At 38.7% G+C, this 16,427-nt stretch carries 18 protein-coding genes and 1 tRNA gene; all 19 read right to left on the reverse strand.

Annotated elements, in window-relative coordinates; translation table 11 throughout:
• Nucleotides 1-16: 16 nt before the first annotated feature.
• On the reverse strand, nt 17-433 hold the full coding sequence (locus tag A3I7_RS0100555; protein WP_018374838.1) for a DUF948 domain-containing protein: 417 nt from the start codon (nt 431-433) through the stop codon (nt 17-19).
• A gap of 14 nt (nt 434-447) precedes the next feature.
• Complete coding sequence (gene lgt / locus A3I7_RS0100560; RefSeq protein ID WP_018374839.1) at nt 448-1,230, reverse strand: prolipoprotein diacylglyceryl transferase; 783 nt, start codon at nt 1,228-1,230, stop codon at nt 448-450.
• A complete protein-coding gene (hprK, locus tag A3I7_RS0100565) occupies nt 1,223-2,158 on the reverse strand; it encodes an HPr(Ser) kinase/phosphatase (protein ID WP_018374840.1) in 936 nt (311 codons plus the stop codon). The genes lgt and hprK overlap by 8 nt, the downstream gene beginning before the upstream one ends.
• Nucleotides 2,159-2,605: 447 nt before the next feature.
• Nucleotides 2,606-2,881 (reverse strand): PspC domain-containing protein, encoded by a 276-nt coding sequence (locus tag A3I7_RS0100570; protein WP_018374841.1) that lies wholly within the window; start codon nt 2,879-2,881, stop codon nt 2,606-2,608.
• A gap of 85 nt (nt 2,882-2,966) precedes the next feature.
• On the reverse strand, nt 2,967-3,398 hold the full coding sequence (locus A3I7_RS0100575; protein ID WP_083907180.1) for a SprT family protein: 432 nt from the start codon (nt 3,396-3,398) through the stop codon (nt 2,967-2,969).
• Nucleotides 3,385-5,517 (reverse strand): Tex family protein, encoded by a 2,133-nt coding sequence (locus A3I7_RS0100580; protein WP_018374843.1) that lies wholly within the window; start codon nt 5,515-5,517, stop codon nt 3,385-3,387. The genes A3I7_RS0100575 and A3I7_RS0100580 overlap by 14 nt, the downstream gene beginning before the upstream one ends.
• Nucleotides 5,518-5,797: 280 nt before the next feature.
• Nucleotides 5,798-7,753 (reverse strand): PTS fructose transporter subunit IIABC, encoded by a 1,956-nt coding sequence (locus A3I7_RS0100585; protein WP_018374844.1) that lies wholly within the window; start codon nt 7,751-7,753, stop codon nt 5,798-5,800.
• Nucleotides 7,750-8,661 (reverse strand): 1-phosphofructokinase, encoded by a 912-nt coding sequence (gene pfkB / locus A3I7_RS0100590; RefSeq protein WP_018374845.1) that lies wholly within the window; start codon nt 8,659-8,661, stop codon nt 7,750-7,752. The genes A3I7_RS0100585 and pfkB overlap by 4 nt, the downstream gene beginning before the upstream one ends.
• Nucleotides 8,658-9,401 carry a DeoR/GlpR family DNA-binding transcription regulator gene (locus tag A3I7_RS0100595; RefSeq protein WP_277290744.1) on the reverse strand — a complete coding sequence of 248 codons (744 nt, stop codon included), beginning with the start codon at nt 9,399-9,401 and terminating at the stop codon, nt 8,658-8,660. The genes pfkB and A3I7_RS0100595 overlap by 4 nt, the downstream gene beginning before the upstream one ends.
• Before the next feature lie 147 nt (nt 9,402-9,548).
• Nucleotides 9,549-10,565, reverse strand: a complete 1,017-nt coding sequence (locus A3I7_RS0100600) for an NAD(P)/FAD-dependent oxidoreductase (RefSeq protein ID WP_018374847.1) — start codon at nt 10,563-10,565, stop codon at nt 9,549-9,551.
• Nucleotides 10,566-11,075 carry a GrpB family protein gene (locus tag A3I7_RS0100605; RefSeq protein WP_018374848.1) on the reverse strand — a complete coding sequence of 170 codons (510 nt, stop codon included), beginning with the start codon at nt 11,073-11,075 and terminating at the stop codon, nt 10,566-10,568.
• Between the two features lie 51 nt (nt 11,076-11,126).
• Nucleotides 11,127-11,864 (reverse strand): tRNA (guanosine(37)-N1)-methyltransferase TrmD, encoded by a 738-nt coding sequence (gene trmD, locus A3I7_RS0100610; protein ID WP_018374849.1) that lies wholly within the window; start codon nt 11,862-11,864, stop codon nt 11,127-11,129.
• Nucleotides 11,854-12,372, reverse strand: a complete 519-nt coding sequence (rimM, locus tag A3I7_RS0100615; protein WP_018374850.1) for a ribosome maturation factor RimM — start codon at nt 12,370-12,372, stop codon at nt 11,854-11,856. The genes trmD and rimM overlap by 11 nt, the downstream gene beginning before the upstream one ends.
• 82 nt (nt 12,373-12,454) lie before the next feature.
• Nucleotides 12,455-12,526 (reverse strand) — tRNA-Glu (locus A3I7_RS0100620).
• Nucleotides 12,527-12,879: 353 nt separating this feature from the next.
• On the reverse strand, nt 12,880-13,119 hold the full coding sequence (locus A3I7_RS0100625; RefSeq protein ID WP_012658259.1) for a KH domain-containing protein: 240 nt from the start codon (nt 13,117-13,119) through the stop codon (nt 12,880-12,882).
• 14 nt (nt 13,120-13,133) lie between these two features.
• The gene (rpsP, locus tag A3I7_RS0100630; RefSeq protein WP_018374851.1) at nt 13,134-13,406 is read right to left on the reverse strand and encodes a 30S ribosomal protein S16; all 273 of its coding nucleotides are present in this window, start codon (nt 13,404-13,406) and stop codon (nt 13,134-13,136) included.
• A 156-nt stretch (nt 13,407-13,562) separates the two neighbouring features.
• Nucleotides 13,563-14,312 (reverse strand): class I SAM-dependent methyltransferase, encoded by a 750-nt coding sequence (locus tag A3I7_RS0100635; protein WP_018374852.1) that lies wholly within the window; start codon nt 14,310-14,312, stop codon nt 13,563-13,565.
• 91 nt (nt 14,313-14,403) lie between these two features.
• Entirely contained in the window at nt 14,404-14,988 is a 585-nt protein-coding gene (locus tag A3I7_RS0100640) for a VTT domain-containing protein (RefSeq protein WP_018374853.1), read from the reverse strand.
• Between the two features lie 208 nt (nt 14,989-15,196).
• Nucleotides 15,197-16,423, reverse strand: coding sequence for an ABC transporter permease (locus A3I7_RS0100645; RefSeq protein WP_018374854.1), 1,227 nt, complete (start codon nt 16,421-16,423; stop codon nt 15,197-15,199).
• Nucleotides 16,424-16,427 lie beyond the last annotated feature (4 nt).

Raw genomic sequence — 16,427 nt, forward strand, 5'->3', positions numbered from 1 at the left:
CTTTCAAACTGGTAAACTATGATTTACCTTTTTTAGAAAATAGTTTTGAAGCAACTCTACCGACAGCAAGTGCTGCACCAGCTTTTCCTGCAGTCGAAGTGGCTGAAGTAGCTCTTTTACTGAGATAGCGTGCCTGTGTGTTAAGATCAGACACACTTTCAGATAAGTCAGCAATTGCTACAAAAAGTGGATCGATTGTTGCGACCTTTCCATTAACATCCTCCACCAAAACATTAGCCTTGGCTAAAATGTCGTTCGTCTGATGAAGAGTGATGTTTATGTCACTTGACAATACCTTCAAGGTTTGCTTTGTTTCATCAATAGTTTCATTTATAGCCTCTACTGTGCGGTGAAATTTAATAACAACGGGAATGCACACACCAATTAAAATAGCAAATGCAATCGCAATAATTAATAAAGCAATACCAACCATAAATTCTCCTTTTTCTAATTTTGATAATATGGAATAGACTTTTTATACCGTCGCCAAACCATTAGCAAAAATCCAGTAAAAACTAATACTGCTGATAGCCACTGTGACACACGTAAACCACCAAGCATCAAACTATCTGTTCTCATTCCTTCAATCACGAAGCGACCACAGCCATACCAAATTAGGTAGAAGCAAGCGACTTCACCTTGCTTGAGAAGCCGAGGCTTACGTCGTAAAATGAGAATAATAACAAAACCTAAAATATTCCACAAGGACTCATATAAAAAAGTTGGCACTCGATAACTACCATCAATATACATCTGCTTACGAATAAAATCAGGAAGGTAATCTAGTGATTTAACCGCTTTGCCATAGGCTTCTTGATTGATAAAATTACCCCAGCGACCGATTGCCTGTGCAATCATCACCCCTGGTGCAGCAATATCCAAAAAATCAATTGGATTGATGACACGATAGTAAGAAAAAGCAAAAAGAACAATCGCTCCTGTAATCAAACCGCCATAAATGGCAATCCCACCATGCCAAATAGCAAGCATTTCAATAAAAGGTTGGGTAGAGTAATAATCCCAGTCAAAGATAATGTAGTAAAGACGTGCACCTAAAATTGAGAGAGGAAATGCTATTAAAATAAAGTCTAAAATATCATCCGACTTAATCTTTTTGCGAGACGCTTCTCTCATAGCCAGATAAACTGCCAAAACTACACCTGACATGATACAAAGGGCATACCAACGAATCGTTAACGGCCCCAATTGAATTGCAATAGGATCAATCATCTGCGGCCTCATTCTGACTAATTAGTTGGGTCAAGCGCTCTTCAAATGTTTTAGTCGCATCATACCCCATTTGTTTAGCACGATGGTTCATAGCTGCTGCCTCAATGACAACTGAGACATTTCGACCTGTTTTAACTGGAATACGAATACGAGGAATCTTAACACCCGATAATTCAATTTCCTCATTCCCATTACCCAGACGATCAAAGACCTTATCTGACTCAAAGTTCTCCAAATAAACAGCGAGTTGTACTTGTGAAGAATCTTTGACAGCACTGGCACCGTAAAGACTCATAATATCAATAATACCAACACCACGAATTTCCAATAAATGCCTAAGAACCTCAGCAGGCTCACCCCAAAGCGTTTCTTCATCTTTGGCAAAAACATCTACACGATCATCTGCAACCAAACGATGTCCACGCTTAACCAATTCAAGTCCAGTCTCACTCTTACCGATACCTGAATCTCCCTGAATCAATACTCCCATTCCATAAATATCCATGAGGACTCCGTGAACACTCGTACGTTCAGCCAAACAAGAATCCAAATACCATGACATCTCTCCGGATAAGTGACTAGTAGAGACATGACTCTGCAAGATGGCTAATCCTCTTTCCTTCGCTGCACGATGCATTTCCTCTGGAATATCCAAATTACGTGCAACCACAACTGCAGGAGTCTCAGGTCTAAACATTTCTATCAATACTTGATAACGGTTATGTTCCGTCATCTTCATGAGATAGGACCATTCTTTCATCCCCAAAAGTTGTAATCGCTCAGGGGAATAGTAATCAAAATATCCAGTCATCTCTAAACCTGGTCGCGAAATATCAGCTGTTGTAATTTCTTTAGCCAAAAGTTCCTCATCACCATAGATAACAGAAAGTTTGACCTTTTCAACTAGCATTTTTACAGTAACTACCATAATTTCTCCTTTGGTAGTATTATACCATAAATACCTTCAAAGGAAAGCGCTAACCAATTTTCAGAAAAATAAAATTCGTTACATAAAAAAACAAAAAGCATATTGCTAAAAAGGACAGAGAGCCTGCCCCTGTCCTATCATCATAAACGGTTTAATCGGCACTGGATAGTCATTACTCTGTGAAAACTAGACAGCCCTTCAAAGTCTAGAAATAGAGCGAATATCATCTATATTAGCCCTGTGTAAAATAGAATGCTGCCACTTTTTAGTTTTCGGGGGGCAGACTGTCGCAAGACTCCGCTGGAGATTTGCAATCAGCAAACCAAGTCAACAGGGTTTGAAGACGATTTTCGAAGAGTAGAATTCTTAAAAAGTAAGAGCTACGCAATACTAGGTTCCTGTTATTACCTAGAACAGCTAGACTCAGTCTAAGACGTAAAGATAAATTTACCAGAACCAACCGTCATTATTGTCATCATTAACAACATCTGCATCTTTTCGACGACGTGGTCCTGTCCCAAAATCCTCTCGAATGATATCTTCCTTGTAAGGCAAGAAAATTGCTAGTAAGATATATAAAACAATGCCAAACCCTGTAAAATACATAAGTAGGGCTGTTAGTACACGTGTCAAAGGTAAATCCCAACCAAACTTATCCGCTAGTCCTGCACAAACACCACCAACGACTTTTCCCTTTCGCACTTTATAAAATGTCGATTTCATCTTTTGATCCTCTCTAACAATTTCTATGTTACTAGTATAACCCATTTCAGGTAAAATAAAATCAGCCTTACGACTGATTTTAACATTATTGCAATTTTAACTTCCCTAGGCATCTTCCGCAACGAAATTTTTTGGTGTCAACTAGACGTTTTCGGGGATACTGTTGCCCGCATTTTTGACAACAGTAGATATGGTAACTTGCCTCTTCTTTTTGAGATTTTGGCGCATAGCGAAGCCCATCGACTTTTTGTAAAAGTGTTTTAAAATCGGTATCTTGATGTCTGTAGCCTTTTTTCTCAAAATAAAGATGGTAATGGCAAAGTTCATGCCGAACAATCCTTCTGAAGATTTCTTGGCCAAATTCTTCATACAGTTTGATGTTAAAGTCCAGATGCCCATCTTTTGGAAAAAATCGTCCTCCAGTTGAACGTAATCGGCTATTCCAAACTGCCTGATGCCTAAACGGCTTACCAAAATCTTCCTCTGAAACCTTTTTCACATAATCAGTTAAGTTCACGCAAATCTACCAAAGACAAATTGATTTTGCCACGCTCCTTATCAATTTTCGACACCCAAACGGTAACAACATCTCCAACTGACACTACTTGGCTTGGGTGCTTGACAAAGGAATTACTCATCTGAGAAATGTGTACGAGCCCATCGTCATGAAGACCAATGTCCACAAAAGCACCGAAGTCCACAACATTTCGTACCGTTCCTTCCAATTTTTGACCGATTTCAAGATCTGAAATATCAAGAACGTCTTGGCGGAGAACTGGTGCTTCAAATTCATCACGTAAATCTCGGCCTGGCTTCAGCAAGTCAGCAATAATATCCTTAAGTGTCTCTTGACCAAGTTGCAACTGTTCCGCCATCTCCTCAAGATTGATTGCCAGCAGTTTTGCCTTAGCTGAGTCATCCAATTCAACGATATCAAGTAATCCCAGCAATTTTTCGACAGCCTTATAACTTTCTGGGTGAACCCCTGTGTTATCTAAAATATTTTCAGCATTGGGAATACGCAAGAAACCTGCTGCTTGTTCAAATGCCTTGGCACCCAGACGTGGAACTTTTTTAATTTCTTCACGGGAGTGAATCCGGCCATTTTCTTCACGATATTTAACAATATTTTCTGAGATTGTCTTATTCAATCCTGATACATGAGACAAGAGAGCAGGACTGGCAGTATTGACATTAACACCGACTTGGTTTACCACCGTATCAACCACAAAGTCTAAGTTGTCCGCTAGTTTTTTCTGGCTGACATCATGCTGATACTGACCGACACCAATAGACTTTGGATCAATCTTAACTAGTTCTGCCAAAGGATCTTGCAATCGCCGAGCAATGGAAATAGCAGAGCGTTTTTCAACGGTCAAATCTAGAAATTCGTGACGAGCCAACTCTGAAGCTGAGTAAACAGAAGCTCCGCTTTCATTAACGATGACATAGCTAACTTGAGGAAAATCTTTGAGCACCTCTGCCACAAAGGCCTCACTTTCCCGGCTAGCAGTACCATTTCCAATAGCAATAATTTCCACACCAAATGTTCGGATTAGTTCTGCTAAATCAACTTTAGATTGTTCAATTTTTACTCTGCTAGCTGGCGGTACTGGATAGATGACTTGGGTCGTCATAAGCTTACCTGTCTGGTCAACAACAGCCAATTTTGCACCTGTACGAAAAGCGGGGTCAAAGCCTAGTACCACCCTTCCTTTGAGAGGAGAAACTAAGAGTAGATTGCGCAAATTTTCAGAAAAGAGACCGATAGCACCATCTTCTGCTTTCTCTGTCAATTCTGTTCGAATACGACGCTCCATGGCTGGTACAATTTTTTTCTTAATCGTTTGATTAATTACCTCATCAATATAGACGTTTTTATCTTTAAAACGTGCTCCCATGAAGCGTAACATTTTCTCAACATTATGCTCAAATCCAACCTTTAGAATATCCAGTTTTTCCCCACGATTGAGAGCAAGTATGCGGTATCCTTGAATTTCGTTAACTTTTTCACTGAAATCATAGTAGATTTGAAAAGTTTTATTCTCATCAGCAGATTCATCTTTAAGTTTTGAAACTATAAAACTGTACGACCAGATATCGTTATAGACCCAAGAACGGAGTTTATTATCCTCTGAAAATGCTTCAACCAAAATATCAACTGCACCAGAGAGCGCCTTGTCTGTTGATGGGAAAGCTTCATTAGTATAACTCGCTGCTTCGGCTTCAAGGGATGGCTTATTTTGTAAAATGAGGCGAGCCAGAGGAAAAAGACCTGCCTCACGTGCAATGGTTGCTTTCGTACGACGCTTCTCCTTGTAAGGTAAATAGAGTTCTTCAACATCAGCCAACTTATCAGCTTCGGCAATCGCCCGTTGAAGTTCTGGAGTCATTTTACCTTGCTCTTCGATTTTGGCGAGGACTGCTACTTTACGCTCCGCCAAAGTTGTCATACTCTTATCCAAGTCAATAATTGTCTTAATCTGTACCTCATCCAGATTTCCCGTCATTTCTTTACGGTAACGTGCGATGAAAGGAATGGTATTTCCCTCATTCGTCAATTCTAAAACCTTTTCAATTTGATGTTCATTGATGCCCAATTTTTGGGCAATTTCTTTAATATTTGAATTTTCCATAACTCCCTCATTATAGCACATTTAGGAAAAAACTCAAAGTAACCATAATGCTTGTATCCTATAACGATACGATAAAAAAGAGGTTTTCCATCTTCTACATAGTTGATGAGATCATGCTTATACTCTTTGAAAATCAAATTCAGATATTGTTGTCCTGATTTGATGAACTTCAGTTCTATCCTAGACAAAATAGAAATACCGACTATGAGAAAAGAGGCTGGACTTAAGTCCAGCCTCTGATTTTGGATAGGATAACCAACCGATTATACCCAAACTAAGTTTATTTTGCTTTACGTAGAGCTCCGAAAAGAATACCAGATACGATAGCTCCAATTAGAACAAACAGAATATAGAGCAACGGATTTGAAGTAAGTGCAATAACGAAAATTCCTCCGTGTGGCGCCATCAGTTTAATCCCTGCCAAGCCAACAAGTGCACCTGCAAGAGCTGAACCAACCATAAAGCTAGGAATAGCACGCGCTGGGTCAGCAGCACCAAATGGAATTGCACCTTCAGTAATAAATGAAAGCCCCATAACGATATTGGTCAAACCTGAATCACGTTCTTCTTGAGTAAATTTATCTTTGAAAAGAAGAGTTGCGACAAATACAGCCAATGGTGGAACCATACCTCCAGCCATAACCGCTGCCATGACTACCGATCCACCGTCAGCAATACTTGCTGCCAAAGTTCCTGTCCCAAAAACATAGGCCGCTTTATTGACTGGACCACCCATATCAACAGCCATCATACCACCGACTAGCAAGCCTAAAAGGACAGCGGAACTTCCTGACAATCCCGTCAAGAAATCATTAAGGGCGGTGTTGATAGCAGACATTGGAATATTGACAGCCAACATCAAGAGTCCTGTGATCATAACACCAAGAAGCGGCAAGATAAGGATTGATTTTGCCCCTTCCAGTGAACGAGGAACTTTGACATATTTTTTCAAGCAGTTAACAACCCAACCAGCCAAGAAACCACCTACAAGTGCACCTAAGAAACCTGAAGGAACACCAGCAAGACTAGCAGTTGCTTCTCCACCAGCAGCGAAAGCAACTTTTCCATAAGCCAAACCACTTGAAGCAATAGCTCCAGCCACAAAACCTGAAACCAAACCAGGTTTTTCGGCGATAGAATAAGCTACATAACCAGCAAATACTGGAAGCATGAAACCAAATGCTGCACTACCGATTCCTTTAAAGATTGCTGCAAGTTCATGATATGATCCAAGATTGGATAGCTGATCTTTTGGAACACCCATGATATTATCAAAGAGAAAGGCCAAAGCAATCATAATACCGCCACCAATAACAAATGGAAGCATCTGAGACACACCACTCATCAAGTGCTTGTAGAAAGCTCCACCAAGAGTTAACTTTTCTTCCGAGGCAGCCTCACCTTGTGCACCATCCTTAGCAACGTAAACATCCGCTTGATCGTTTAAGATAATAGTGATCAATTCTTCAGTTTTCTTAATACCATCTGCTACTGGACGCGATACCAACGGTTTGCCATTGAAACGTGGCATATCAACAGCCTTATCAGCGGCGATGATAACACCTTTGGCTCGCTTGATATCCTCAGCAGTCAATTTGTTACCGACTCCCGAAGCACCATTTGTTTCAACTTTGATGCCAACACCCATTTCAGCAGCTACTTTTTTCAAGGATTCTTCTGCCATATAAGTATGTGCAATACCAGTTGTACAAGCCGTAACAGCAACGATGAAATCTTGACCTTCTTTTGGAGTAGTTGTTTGGTTTGCAGTGGCTTTATTATCATCTTCAGCAGCATCAAAAGTTGCAATCACTTCATCAGCTGATTTTACTTGACGTAATTTGTCAGCAAAGCCATCCTTCAACAAGTATTTAGACAAGTCAGCCAAGGCTGCCAAGTGAGTATCATTAGCCCCATCTGGTGCAGCAATCATAAAGAACAAATCTACTGGAGCACCATCAAGCGCTTCATAATCAACACCACTAGCTGATTTTGCAAAAAGGACAGTTGCTTCTTTAACTGCAGCATTTTTGCTGTGAGGCATTGCGACACCTTCTCCCAAACCAGTTGTCATTTGTGCTTCACGATTCATGATACCAGCCTTAAATGTATCAAAATCACTAACAATTCCTTTATTGACAAGATTAGTAATCATCTCATCAATAGCCGCCTCTTTAGAAGTCGCTTTCAAATCCAAAAGCATGACATCTTTTTTCAAAAGGTCTTGAATTTTCATAGTTTTTCTACCTCTACTTTTTCATAAGTTTCTTTGATATGTTCAGCAGTTGCCAAGTCATCTGAGAAGGTTGTAGCTGTCCCACAGGCAACTCCCCATTTTAGGGCTTCAACTGGATTACCCGATTTGACAAATTCACCTGTAAAACCTGCAACCATAGAATCACCAGCACCTACAGAGTTCTTCACCTTTCCTTTGATCGGTTTGGCAAAGTATGCTGCTTCAGGAGTAACTAAGAGAGCTCCGTCACCAGCCATCGAAATAATGACATTTTTAGCACCTTTAGCGAGAATTTCTCGGGCATATTTTTCAATATCAGCTAGTCCATTTAATTCAACTCCAAAGATGTCTGCAAGCTCATGATTATTTGGTTTCACCAAGAGTGGGTTATAAGCAAGAGAATCCAACAAAGTTTGTCCTTCAAAATCACAAACAACTTCTGCACCCGCTTTTTTAGCAATTGGGATGAGGGTGTTATAAACTTTGTTCCCCAAACTTGCAGGAGCTGAACCTGCGAATACTACTGTATCATGACTAGTGAGACCAGCCAAGATAGCTTCCAATTCAGCTAATTTTTCACCTGAAATCGTTGGCCCAGCACCATTGATTTCTGTTTCTTGTCCCGCCTTAATTTTAACGTTAATACGAGTGTCTTCCTCAACATGGACAAACTGAGTTGAGATAGACTCTGCAACCAAACCATCTTCGACAAATCGTCCTGTAAAACCACCGATAAACCCTGTGGCAGTGTTGTCAACATTCAGTCGTTTTAAGATACGGCTGACGTTAATCCCTTTTCCACCCGCAAATTTATCATCGCTGTCCATGCGATTCACTGCGCCCATCTCAAGCTGATCTAGACGAACAATGAAATCAATGGATGGATTGAGAGTAACAGTGTAAATCATACTTCAATAACCTCCGTTTTCTCCTTAATTTTTTCTAGAAGGGCTCCCTCAGATTTTGTTGTAATAAGACTTACATCTTCAATCCGGGCTACCTTGACAAAAGAAACTTGTCCCAGCTTAGTGGCATCAAGGAGGACATATGACTTTTGTGCATTTTCAATAATAGTTCTCTTAATTGCTGCTTCTTCAATATCTGGGGTTGTTAGAAATTCCTCATCAACACCATTCATACCAATGAACGCTTTATCAAAATTAAGTTGAGAAATTTGTTCAACTGCAACTCTACCAATACTAGCATCTGTAGAATTCTTAACAAAACCACCAATAATAATTGTTTTAAAATTTTTATCAACTAATTTGGCGGCATGATGAATAGAATCTGTCACTACTGTAAGATTCTCTTGATATAAAAGATCAACTAACAATTCTGTTGTTGTCCCCGCATCAATAAAAATCACATCTCCATCATTTATTAAAGTCGATGCTTTATTAGCCACCAAAGATTTGTGATGAACGTTCTTGATAGACTTTTGTTTGTTGGTCAGTTCTTCACGAAGAGAGTGGTGAAGTTCAGCCCCCCCATGAACGCGGTGAAGCTTACGCTCACCCTCCAACTCATCCAAATCTCGGCGAACTGTTGACTCCGATGTTTGTAAGAGTTCAACTAACCCTTCTAAAGTCACAAAACTATCTTCAGTAATCTTTTCCATAATCAGTTGTTTGCGTTTTGACTTAAGAATAATATCACCTCCTGAAATCGTTTACAGCTATATTATATTATATTTTTTAACAATGTCAAGCGTTTTCTATCAAATTCTCTCACAATTTTTCTATTTTCTATCATTTTCTGTCATTTTAAAAAAAAAAGAACCGATTTCCAAAAGAAATCAGTCCTTCACTGTTTCGTCCTGAATCAATGAGGTCGAGTGAACTGCACGATTATCACGGTCTGGATATATATATTTGATAGCTTGGTTGATTGCAGTCGGTGCTTCTCCAAAACCAGTCGCAATCAAATCAACCTTACCTTCGTATTCGGCTGCATCACCAATCGCATAAACACCTTCTTGGCTCGTTTCAAAAAGCGGAGACACGTTAATGCTTGAGCGTTTGTAGTCAATATTCCAGTTTTTAAGATTTTTATTTGATGTCGAAAAGCCAAAACTAACAATGAGGGAATCCAATGGCAATTCAACCGTCTCGTCAGACTTAACTTTCTGCACGGTCAAACTAGTCACCTTACCATTTTCACCACTCAATGATAAAGGTACATAAGGTGTCAGAATTTGAACACCTGATTCTTTGAGTAACTCAACACTATGCTCATGTGCACGAAAAGCATCACGACGGTGGATAAGGGTTACACTATCGGCAATCTTATCAAGGGCATTTGCCCAATCTACTGCCGAATCACCACCACCACAGATAACCACTCGCTGCCCCGCAAACTGATCTAACTTGTGGACATTGTAGAAAAGGTTATTGTCAGCATAGTCTTCTTCACCGTCCACCCCCAGAGGACGTGGTGCAAAAGCACCATTACCACAGGCAATAATGATACATTTTGACAAATGTTGCGCTCTGTTTGTTTGAATAGTGAAAAGATTATCTGTCTTTTCAAAGCTTAGCACTTCTTCCTTTAAACAAATAGTAGTACGGTCTTCAAAGCGTTTTAGTTGTTCAATGAGTCGTTCTACTAACTCACCTGCTGGTATAGTGGGAAATCCAGCTACATCATAAATTATTTTTTCTGGATATAAAACGGCAGGTTGTCCACCAAGTTCTGATAAACTCTCAATAATTTTTACTTTCATTCCACGTAAGCCAGCATAAAAAGCTGCAAAGAGTCCCACAGGACCACCACCAATAATTGTAATATCATATATTTCACGATTTTCTGACATTTATTTTTCCAACTCCTTATAAATTTCTTCAATGACTGATGATTTATAAGCCATATAGCTCTCGATATCTTTGGGAAATAGCTGCGCTGCTTTCAGTTTAATAGCTCCATAAGTCTTAACAGCAGCAGGGTGACTACGCATATAATCACGAAAAGCAAGATGACATTTCAACTCGGGTGAATTTTCAGGACAAACATAAAGATGATGGCTTTGCAAATGCTCTTTACCAGAATACGTAAAAGCTTCCCTGCCTTCAATCCCTAGATTACCTTCATGCTGATAACCAATGGTAGCCAAGTTTTTAACAACACTTGGAAAATCCTTTGATAAGATGACAAGGTCAATATCAATTATAGGCTTTGCTGCTAATCCTTCAACAGCTGTACTTCCAACATGCTCAATTCTGATAGTTAACTCACTAAGAACAGTTCGTAATTCTTGCGCAATTTTTTCAAAATCATCTTTCCAACTCTCTTGGTAGGGAAGAACAATCACCTCTTTTGTCCGCATAAAACCTCCACAAAAATAAAGAGACATACAATCCGCATGCCTTCTATTATATCACATATTTTTAGCTTTCATGCCTTTCTCTGCAAGAATCTTTCGAAAAATAACCTCTTCTTCCTCACTAAAAACATAATTTTCTAATAAATCTGGACGACGCTCCAAAGTCTTACGCAAACTTTGCTCCAAACGCCAAAGACGAATGTTCTCATGATGCCCTGACATAAGAACATCAGGTACTTTCATACCGCGAAAATCGTAAGGACGGGTATACTGAGGATATTCAAGCAAACCTGATGAAAAGGAATCATCCTGATGACTGGCTTTCTTTCCTATAACATCTGGAATAAGTCGCACTGTCGCATCAACTATAGTCATTGCAGCCAGCTCTCCCCCCGTTAAAACGAAGTCACCCAAAGAAACTTCGTCCGTCACTAGGGTTTTAATCCGCTCGTCATAACCTTCATAGTGTCCACAAATGAAAATCAATTCATTTTCTTGAGACAGTTCTTCAGCGAAAGTTTGATCAAATTTACGCCCCGCAGGATCTAATAGAATAACACGTGGCTTCTGAGCGTTGATTTTCTCAATCGTGTCAAAAATAGGCTGCGCTCGCAAAAGCATCCCTTGCCCACCACCGTATGGCTCATCATCAACATGACGAGCTTTTTCTGCATTTTCACGAAAATTATGGTAGTTGATTTCTAGTAACCCTTTTTCCTGAGCTTTGCCAACAATGGAATGTTCAAGGGGAGCAAACATTTCTGGAAAAAGAGTTAGAATATCAATCCTCATCGTCAAGTCCTTCCATTATTTCCACATCCACACGATTGTTGGGAATATCTACATTTAAAATAACTGGGGGAATATAAGGTAGAAGCAAGTCACGCTTACCCTTACGTTTGACCACCCAGACATCATTAGCACCAGGTTGCAAGATTTCCTTAACCTGTCCAATTAGAACATCTCCTTCATAAACCTCAAGTCCAATAATCTCATGATAGTAGAATTCACCCTCATCAAGTTCAGATAAATCATCTTCTGCAACTTTAAGAGTAAAACCCTTGAATTTTTCAATAGCATTGATATGATACATACCCTTAAATTTAACAATATCAAAGTTTTTTTGCTTACGATGACTAGCAATTTCAACTTCCATGACAAAGTTATCTTTATCATCAAAAAGTGCCAATTTAGCACCTTTTTTAAAACGCTCGTTTGCAAAGTCAGTCACTGACAATACTCGCATTTCACCCTGAAGACCTTGTGTATTGACAATTTTTCCAACATTAAAATACTTCATATTATGTCCACCTACATTTAATCTTAAATATTTTACCACGATAAGAAAGAAAAAACCAGTCACTTTCAGCAACTGGCTAAGATAGTCCGTACGGGATTCGAACCCGTGTTACCGCCGTGAAAAGGCGGTGTCTTAACCCCTTGACCAACGGACCATATTCATTAACAGAACAAAAACTATTTTACTCTAAAATAAAACACTTGTCAATACCTTTTTTTACTTTTTTATCTTACTATGGAAATTATCTCCTAGTGATGTTAAAATATCAATGAAATTCAGACTAGTTCCATAAATGCATAAAGGCTTGAATGCGATTATGACGAACATAAAAATAATCCCTGCGAATCAATCATAAAATAAATTGTTGTCCTCTTTCGATCTGTCTTTTATCAATTTCCCTTACTTAAAACAATATGGGATAATGTTTTCAAAAAACTACAAATATAAAAAAGAGAAACAGGTCTTATACAATTACAAAGTAATCGCATAAGATCTGCTCCAAACTTTTTATTTCTCGTCAATAACAAGACGTACTTTTTTACCTTGGGTAGGTACCGAATAGACAATCGATCTTATCGCAGTAATCGTGCGACCTTTCTTCCCGATAACACGACCGATGTCTTGCGCATCTAAGTCAAGATGGTACTCTAAAAACTCAGGTGTATCTTCAATTTTTATAGTAAGATTATCTGGTTGTGAAATCAAAGGTTTCACAATAGCGATAATAAGATTTTCAATGGTATCCATAGGCTTTCAGTTTCTTATTTTGAGAATTTTTGTTCGTGGAATTTCTTCATAACTCCTTCTTTTGAAAGGATGTTACGTACTGTATCTGAAGGTTGCGCACCTTTAGCCAACCACTCAAGAACACGATCTTCTTTAAGTGTCACTTGGTTTTCAGCAACAAGCGGGTTGTATGTTCCAACAGTTTCGATAAAACGTCCATCACGTGGTGCACGCGAATCTGCTACATTGATACGATAAAAAGGTTTTTTCTTAGAACCCATACGAGTCAAACGGATTTTTACTGCCATTTTTTAAAATATCTCATTTCTTTTTATTATTTCTTTGCGTCCAATAGCAAAGCTATCAAACTACTTTATTTATTATAACATAAGAATCCTAGGTGTCAAGAAAAAATCTTGACAGATAAAAAGTTTTTACCAGTTTTTACCAGTTTTTACAATCCTTCACAATTTTATCACACCATAATGAAATTTCTGATTAGGACGGCTCTGTCTATCAAAACCAAAATCTTCAAAAACACTATCTCGAAAATGCGCCTTAACAATGATTTTCTTTCTAGCCACACGCACGGCCTCCACTAACCATTCGTCAGTAATCGTACTCTTATTAGCCAGGGGTTTTAGTCCAGAAAGGTTAGTTGATTCAGTAATAGTTTCTGAAAACATCGGGTCACAATAAATGATATCAACTGATTTGCTGGGTTGTCTTCGCAAATAAAACATATTGTCAATACATTCTGTCTTGATTGTTCGCATAGCCTCATCCAGTAATGTATTTCCTGTTTCAAAGGTTTGCAAGCCCTTAGAAACAATCAAGTGAATGAGAGGTTGACTTTCCAGCGCTGTTACCTCATACCCTGCGTAAGCCATGACTAGAGCGTCACTAGCCAATCCCATTGTTGTGTCAAGGATTGATAGTTTCTCCTGCCCAAGCAATTCCAAAAGTGGGTCGTGAGCACTCTTAATCCGAAGCATGGCTGTATCTGGATGAAAAGCCAGTTGACTTCCATCTTGGTTAACCAATACCAACTTATTCTCGTAAACCAAAAGCACATGATCATAAACTTTCAAAAAACTTTTCACCGATTGCTTGCGACGGTTCAGTACGGAATAACCCAATTTTTGACCTAATAGCTGCGCTTCTTTTTGTAGTTTGAGATTTTCTCCCAAACTCGTTGTTATCACAATTGTCATAGCTTTATTATAACAAATTTCAACAACAAATAAGAGAGTGAGGTAAAACTTTTAAAATGCTACAAAAGCTTCTCCCCAACTCTCTAAAAAATTATTTAAAAAATAATTTTCCACCATATATCCAGAAATAGCTGTAAGCTAAGATAGATATTGGCTTCGCTAGCAAAATGATAAGAATAAATTTTCGATAAGACATTTTGCTTAGTCCAGTTATCATCACCAAAATATCAGCTGGAGATATAGGCGAAAGCATATTTAGAATGAAAAATCTTTCATAAGTCGGGCTAAATAATTTCCTCTCATAATGATTATAGGCTTTATCATCAATGAACAATAAGATGAACATTTTCCCGAAATGTCTGGTTAAGGCAAATAATATGATACTTCCGATAATAATACCAACATAATTTAAGATAAAACCAAGGAAAGGACCAAATGCCATAAAACCAACTACTGTCGTCACTCCTCCTGGGATGATAGGAATAACAACTTGAATAATCTGTAAAAGCAGAAATACCAGCGTTCCCACCAATAAATGGTTCCTTAATGAATGTGCGAAAGCATTTGGATTATGAAGAATATCAAGGCCTCTCACCAAATAAACTAAAAAGGCGATTGTCAGCAAAATTGAAAAAATGCTGAAAAATTTAACGACCTTTCTCCCTAATTCGTACACACACTCACCTCCATTCTGGGATTTTCAAGCTATTTAAAGTTAAAAACCTGTATTCACAGTTCAGCACTTTCATTTAAGGTTAGTTTTTCAGCTACTCATCATTAGTTTTTTTCAAAATACAGCCAGTATTCCTCAAAAAATTGCCTTGATTAGCAAAAAACTATCTCTTATCTATAAGCACTTCACTTGTGAATACAGGTTCTAAAAATTACTCATAACGAAGGGCTTCAATCGGATCAAGTTTACTTGCCTTATTTGCGGGTAGAATACCAAAGATAATACCGATACCTGCTGAGAAAGCAATAGCAACAACAGCGACATTCAATGATACTGTTGCGCCTGGAAGTCTAAGCGCCTGTCCAAGAGTGCCAACCAAACAGTAAGCCAGACCAAGACCAACTAAACCACCAAGGATAGTCAACACAATGGATTCAATCAAAAATTGTGTCAAAATTTTACCACGTGTGGCACCAAGTGCCTTACGCAAACCAATTTCACGCGTGCGTTCCGTAACAGATACTAGCATAATATTCATAACACCAATACCACCAACTAAGAGGGAAATACCTGCAATTGCCCCAATAACTGTTGTCATAATACCAAACTGTGTGTTAATCTCATTTAAGATTGAACTGTTATCTGGAACTTTATAAACACCGTCTTTGTCATGTGCCAAAGTAGTCAGTAATTTTGCTGCATTTTCACCAATCGTAGCGCTTTGAGTGGCATCAGTAATATGGAAGAACATCTGCCCTACCTCATCCGTTCCAAATTCAGAGGCAACTTGTGTGTTGGTCATGACTGCACTTCCACTCAAACCACCAATAGAAATGGCACTGGTTTTAGTTTTGAAAATGCCAACAACCAAATAATCCTTATCTCCCAAATTAACAACTTGGTTAAGGGCAGCCTTATATTGACCTTTACCAAAAAGACTATCTGCGCTCACCGTATCAAGCATAATAACACGTGAAAACTTATTATAGTCATTGGTTTGAAATTGACGCCCTGCAACAATGTCATAGTCTTTGACTTTAAAGTAATCTTTGCTAACCCCTGTAATCATCGAGTCCTTCACCTGTTTCTTTTGATAAGATATGGTAGATGAAGCACTATTTGTTACATAATAAGAATCAATGCCATCAACTGTATTTGCAATCTGATCTAGCCACTCCATCTTAATCTTGGTCGAACTAGACTGTGCAAAACCATAAAATGCTGCATAGGGGTCATCTTCAGCATCATTTGCTTGATAATAAAGTTGAATTTCTTTTTTATCACCTGTATAACTGTCTGCAACGCTTTTTTTCATGGAATTCCCAAGTCCCATAATAATGACGACTGCGGATACTCCAATGATAATTCCTAGCATAGTCAGGATAGACCGCATCTTATGAGCCCAAATTGAACTAAGGGCGAATTTCCAATTTTCCATAAAA

The sequence above is a fragment of the Streptococcus orisratti DSM 15617 genome, from assembly GCF_000380105.1.
Taxonomy (GTDB): Bacteria; Bacillota; Bacilli; order Lactobacillales; family Streptococcaceae; genus Streptococcus; species Streptococcus orisratti.

What these genes read in the sequence shown, in the direction of transcription:
- A3I7_RS0100555 (WP_018374838.1), bottom strand. Translation starts at nt 433, where the DNA reads ATGGTTGGTATTGCTTTATTAATTATTGCGATTGCATTTGCTATTTTA.
- lgt (WP_018374839.1), bottom strand. Translation starts at nt 1,230, where the DNA reads ATGATTGATCCTATTGCAATTCAATTGGGGCCGTTAACGATTCGTTGG.
- hprK (WP_018374840.1), bottom strand. Translation starts at nt 2,158, where the DNA reads ATGGTAGTTACTGTAAAAATGCTAGTTGAAAAGGTCAAACTTTCTGTT.
- A3I7_RS0100570 (WP_018374841.1), bottom strand. Translation starts at nt 2,881, where the DNA reads ATGAAATCGACATTTTATAAAGTGCGAAAGGGAAAAGTCGTTGGTGGT.
- A3I7_RS0100580 (WP_018374843.1), bottom strand. Translation starts at nt 5,517, where the DNA reads ATGGAAAATTCAAATATTAAAGAAATTGCCCAAAAATTGGGCATCAAT.
- A3I7_RS0100585 (WP_018374844.1), bottom strand. Translation starts at nt 7,753, where the DNA reads ATGAAAATTCAAGACCTTTTGAAAAAAGATGTCATGCTTTTGGATTTG.
- pfkB (WP_018374845.1), bottom strand. Translation starts at nt 8,661, where the DNA reads ATGATTTACACTGTTACTCTCAATCCATCCATTGATTTCATTGTTCGT.
- A3I7_RS0100600 (WP_018374847.1), bottom strand. Translation starts at nt 10,565, where the DNA reads ATGTCAGAAAATCGTGAAATATATGATATTACAATTATTGGTGGTGGT.
- A3I7_RS0100605 (WP_018374848.1), bottom strand. Translation starts at nt 11,075, where the DNA reads ATGCGGACAAAAGAGGTGATTGTTCTTCCCTACCAAGAGAGTTGGAAA.
- trmD (WP_018374849.1), bottom strand. Translation starts at nt 11,864, where the DNA reads ATGAGGATTGATATTCTAACTCTTTTTCCAGAAATGTTTGCTCCCCTT.
- rimM (WP_018374850.1), bottom strand. Translation starts at nt 12,372, where the DNA reads ATGAAGTATTTTAATGTTGGAAAAATTGTCAATACACAAGGTCTTCAG.
- A3I7_RS0100625 (WP_012658259.1), bottom strand. Translation starts at nt 13,119, where the DNA reads ATGGATACCATTGAAAATCTTATTATCGCTATTGTGAAACCTTTGATT.
- rpsP (WP_018374851.1), bottom strand. Translation starts at nt 13,406, where the DNA reads ATGGCAGTAAAAATCCGTTTGACTCGTATGGGTTCTAAGAAAAAACCT.
- A3I7_RS0100635 (WP_018374852.1), bottom strand. Translation starts at nt 14,312, where the DNA reads ATGACAATTGTGATAACAACGAGTTTGGGAGAAAATCTCAAACTACAA.
- A3I7_RS0100645 (WP_018374854.1), bottom strand. Translation starts at nt 16,423, where the DNA reads ATGGAAAATTGGAAATTCGCCCTTAGTTCAATTTGGGCTCATAAGATG.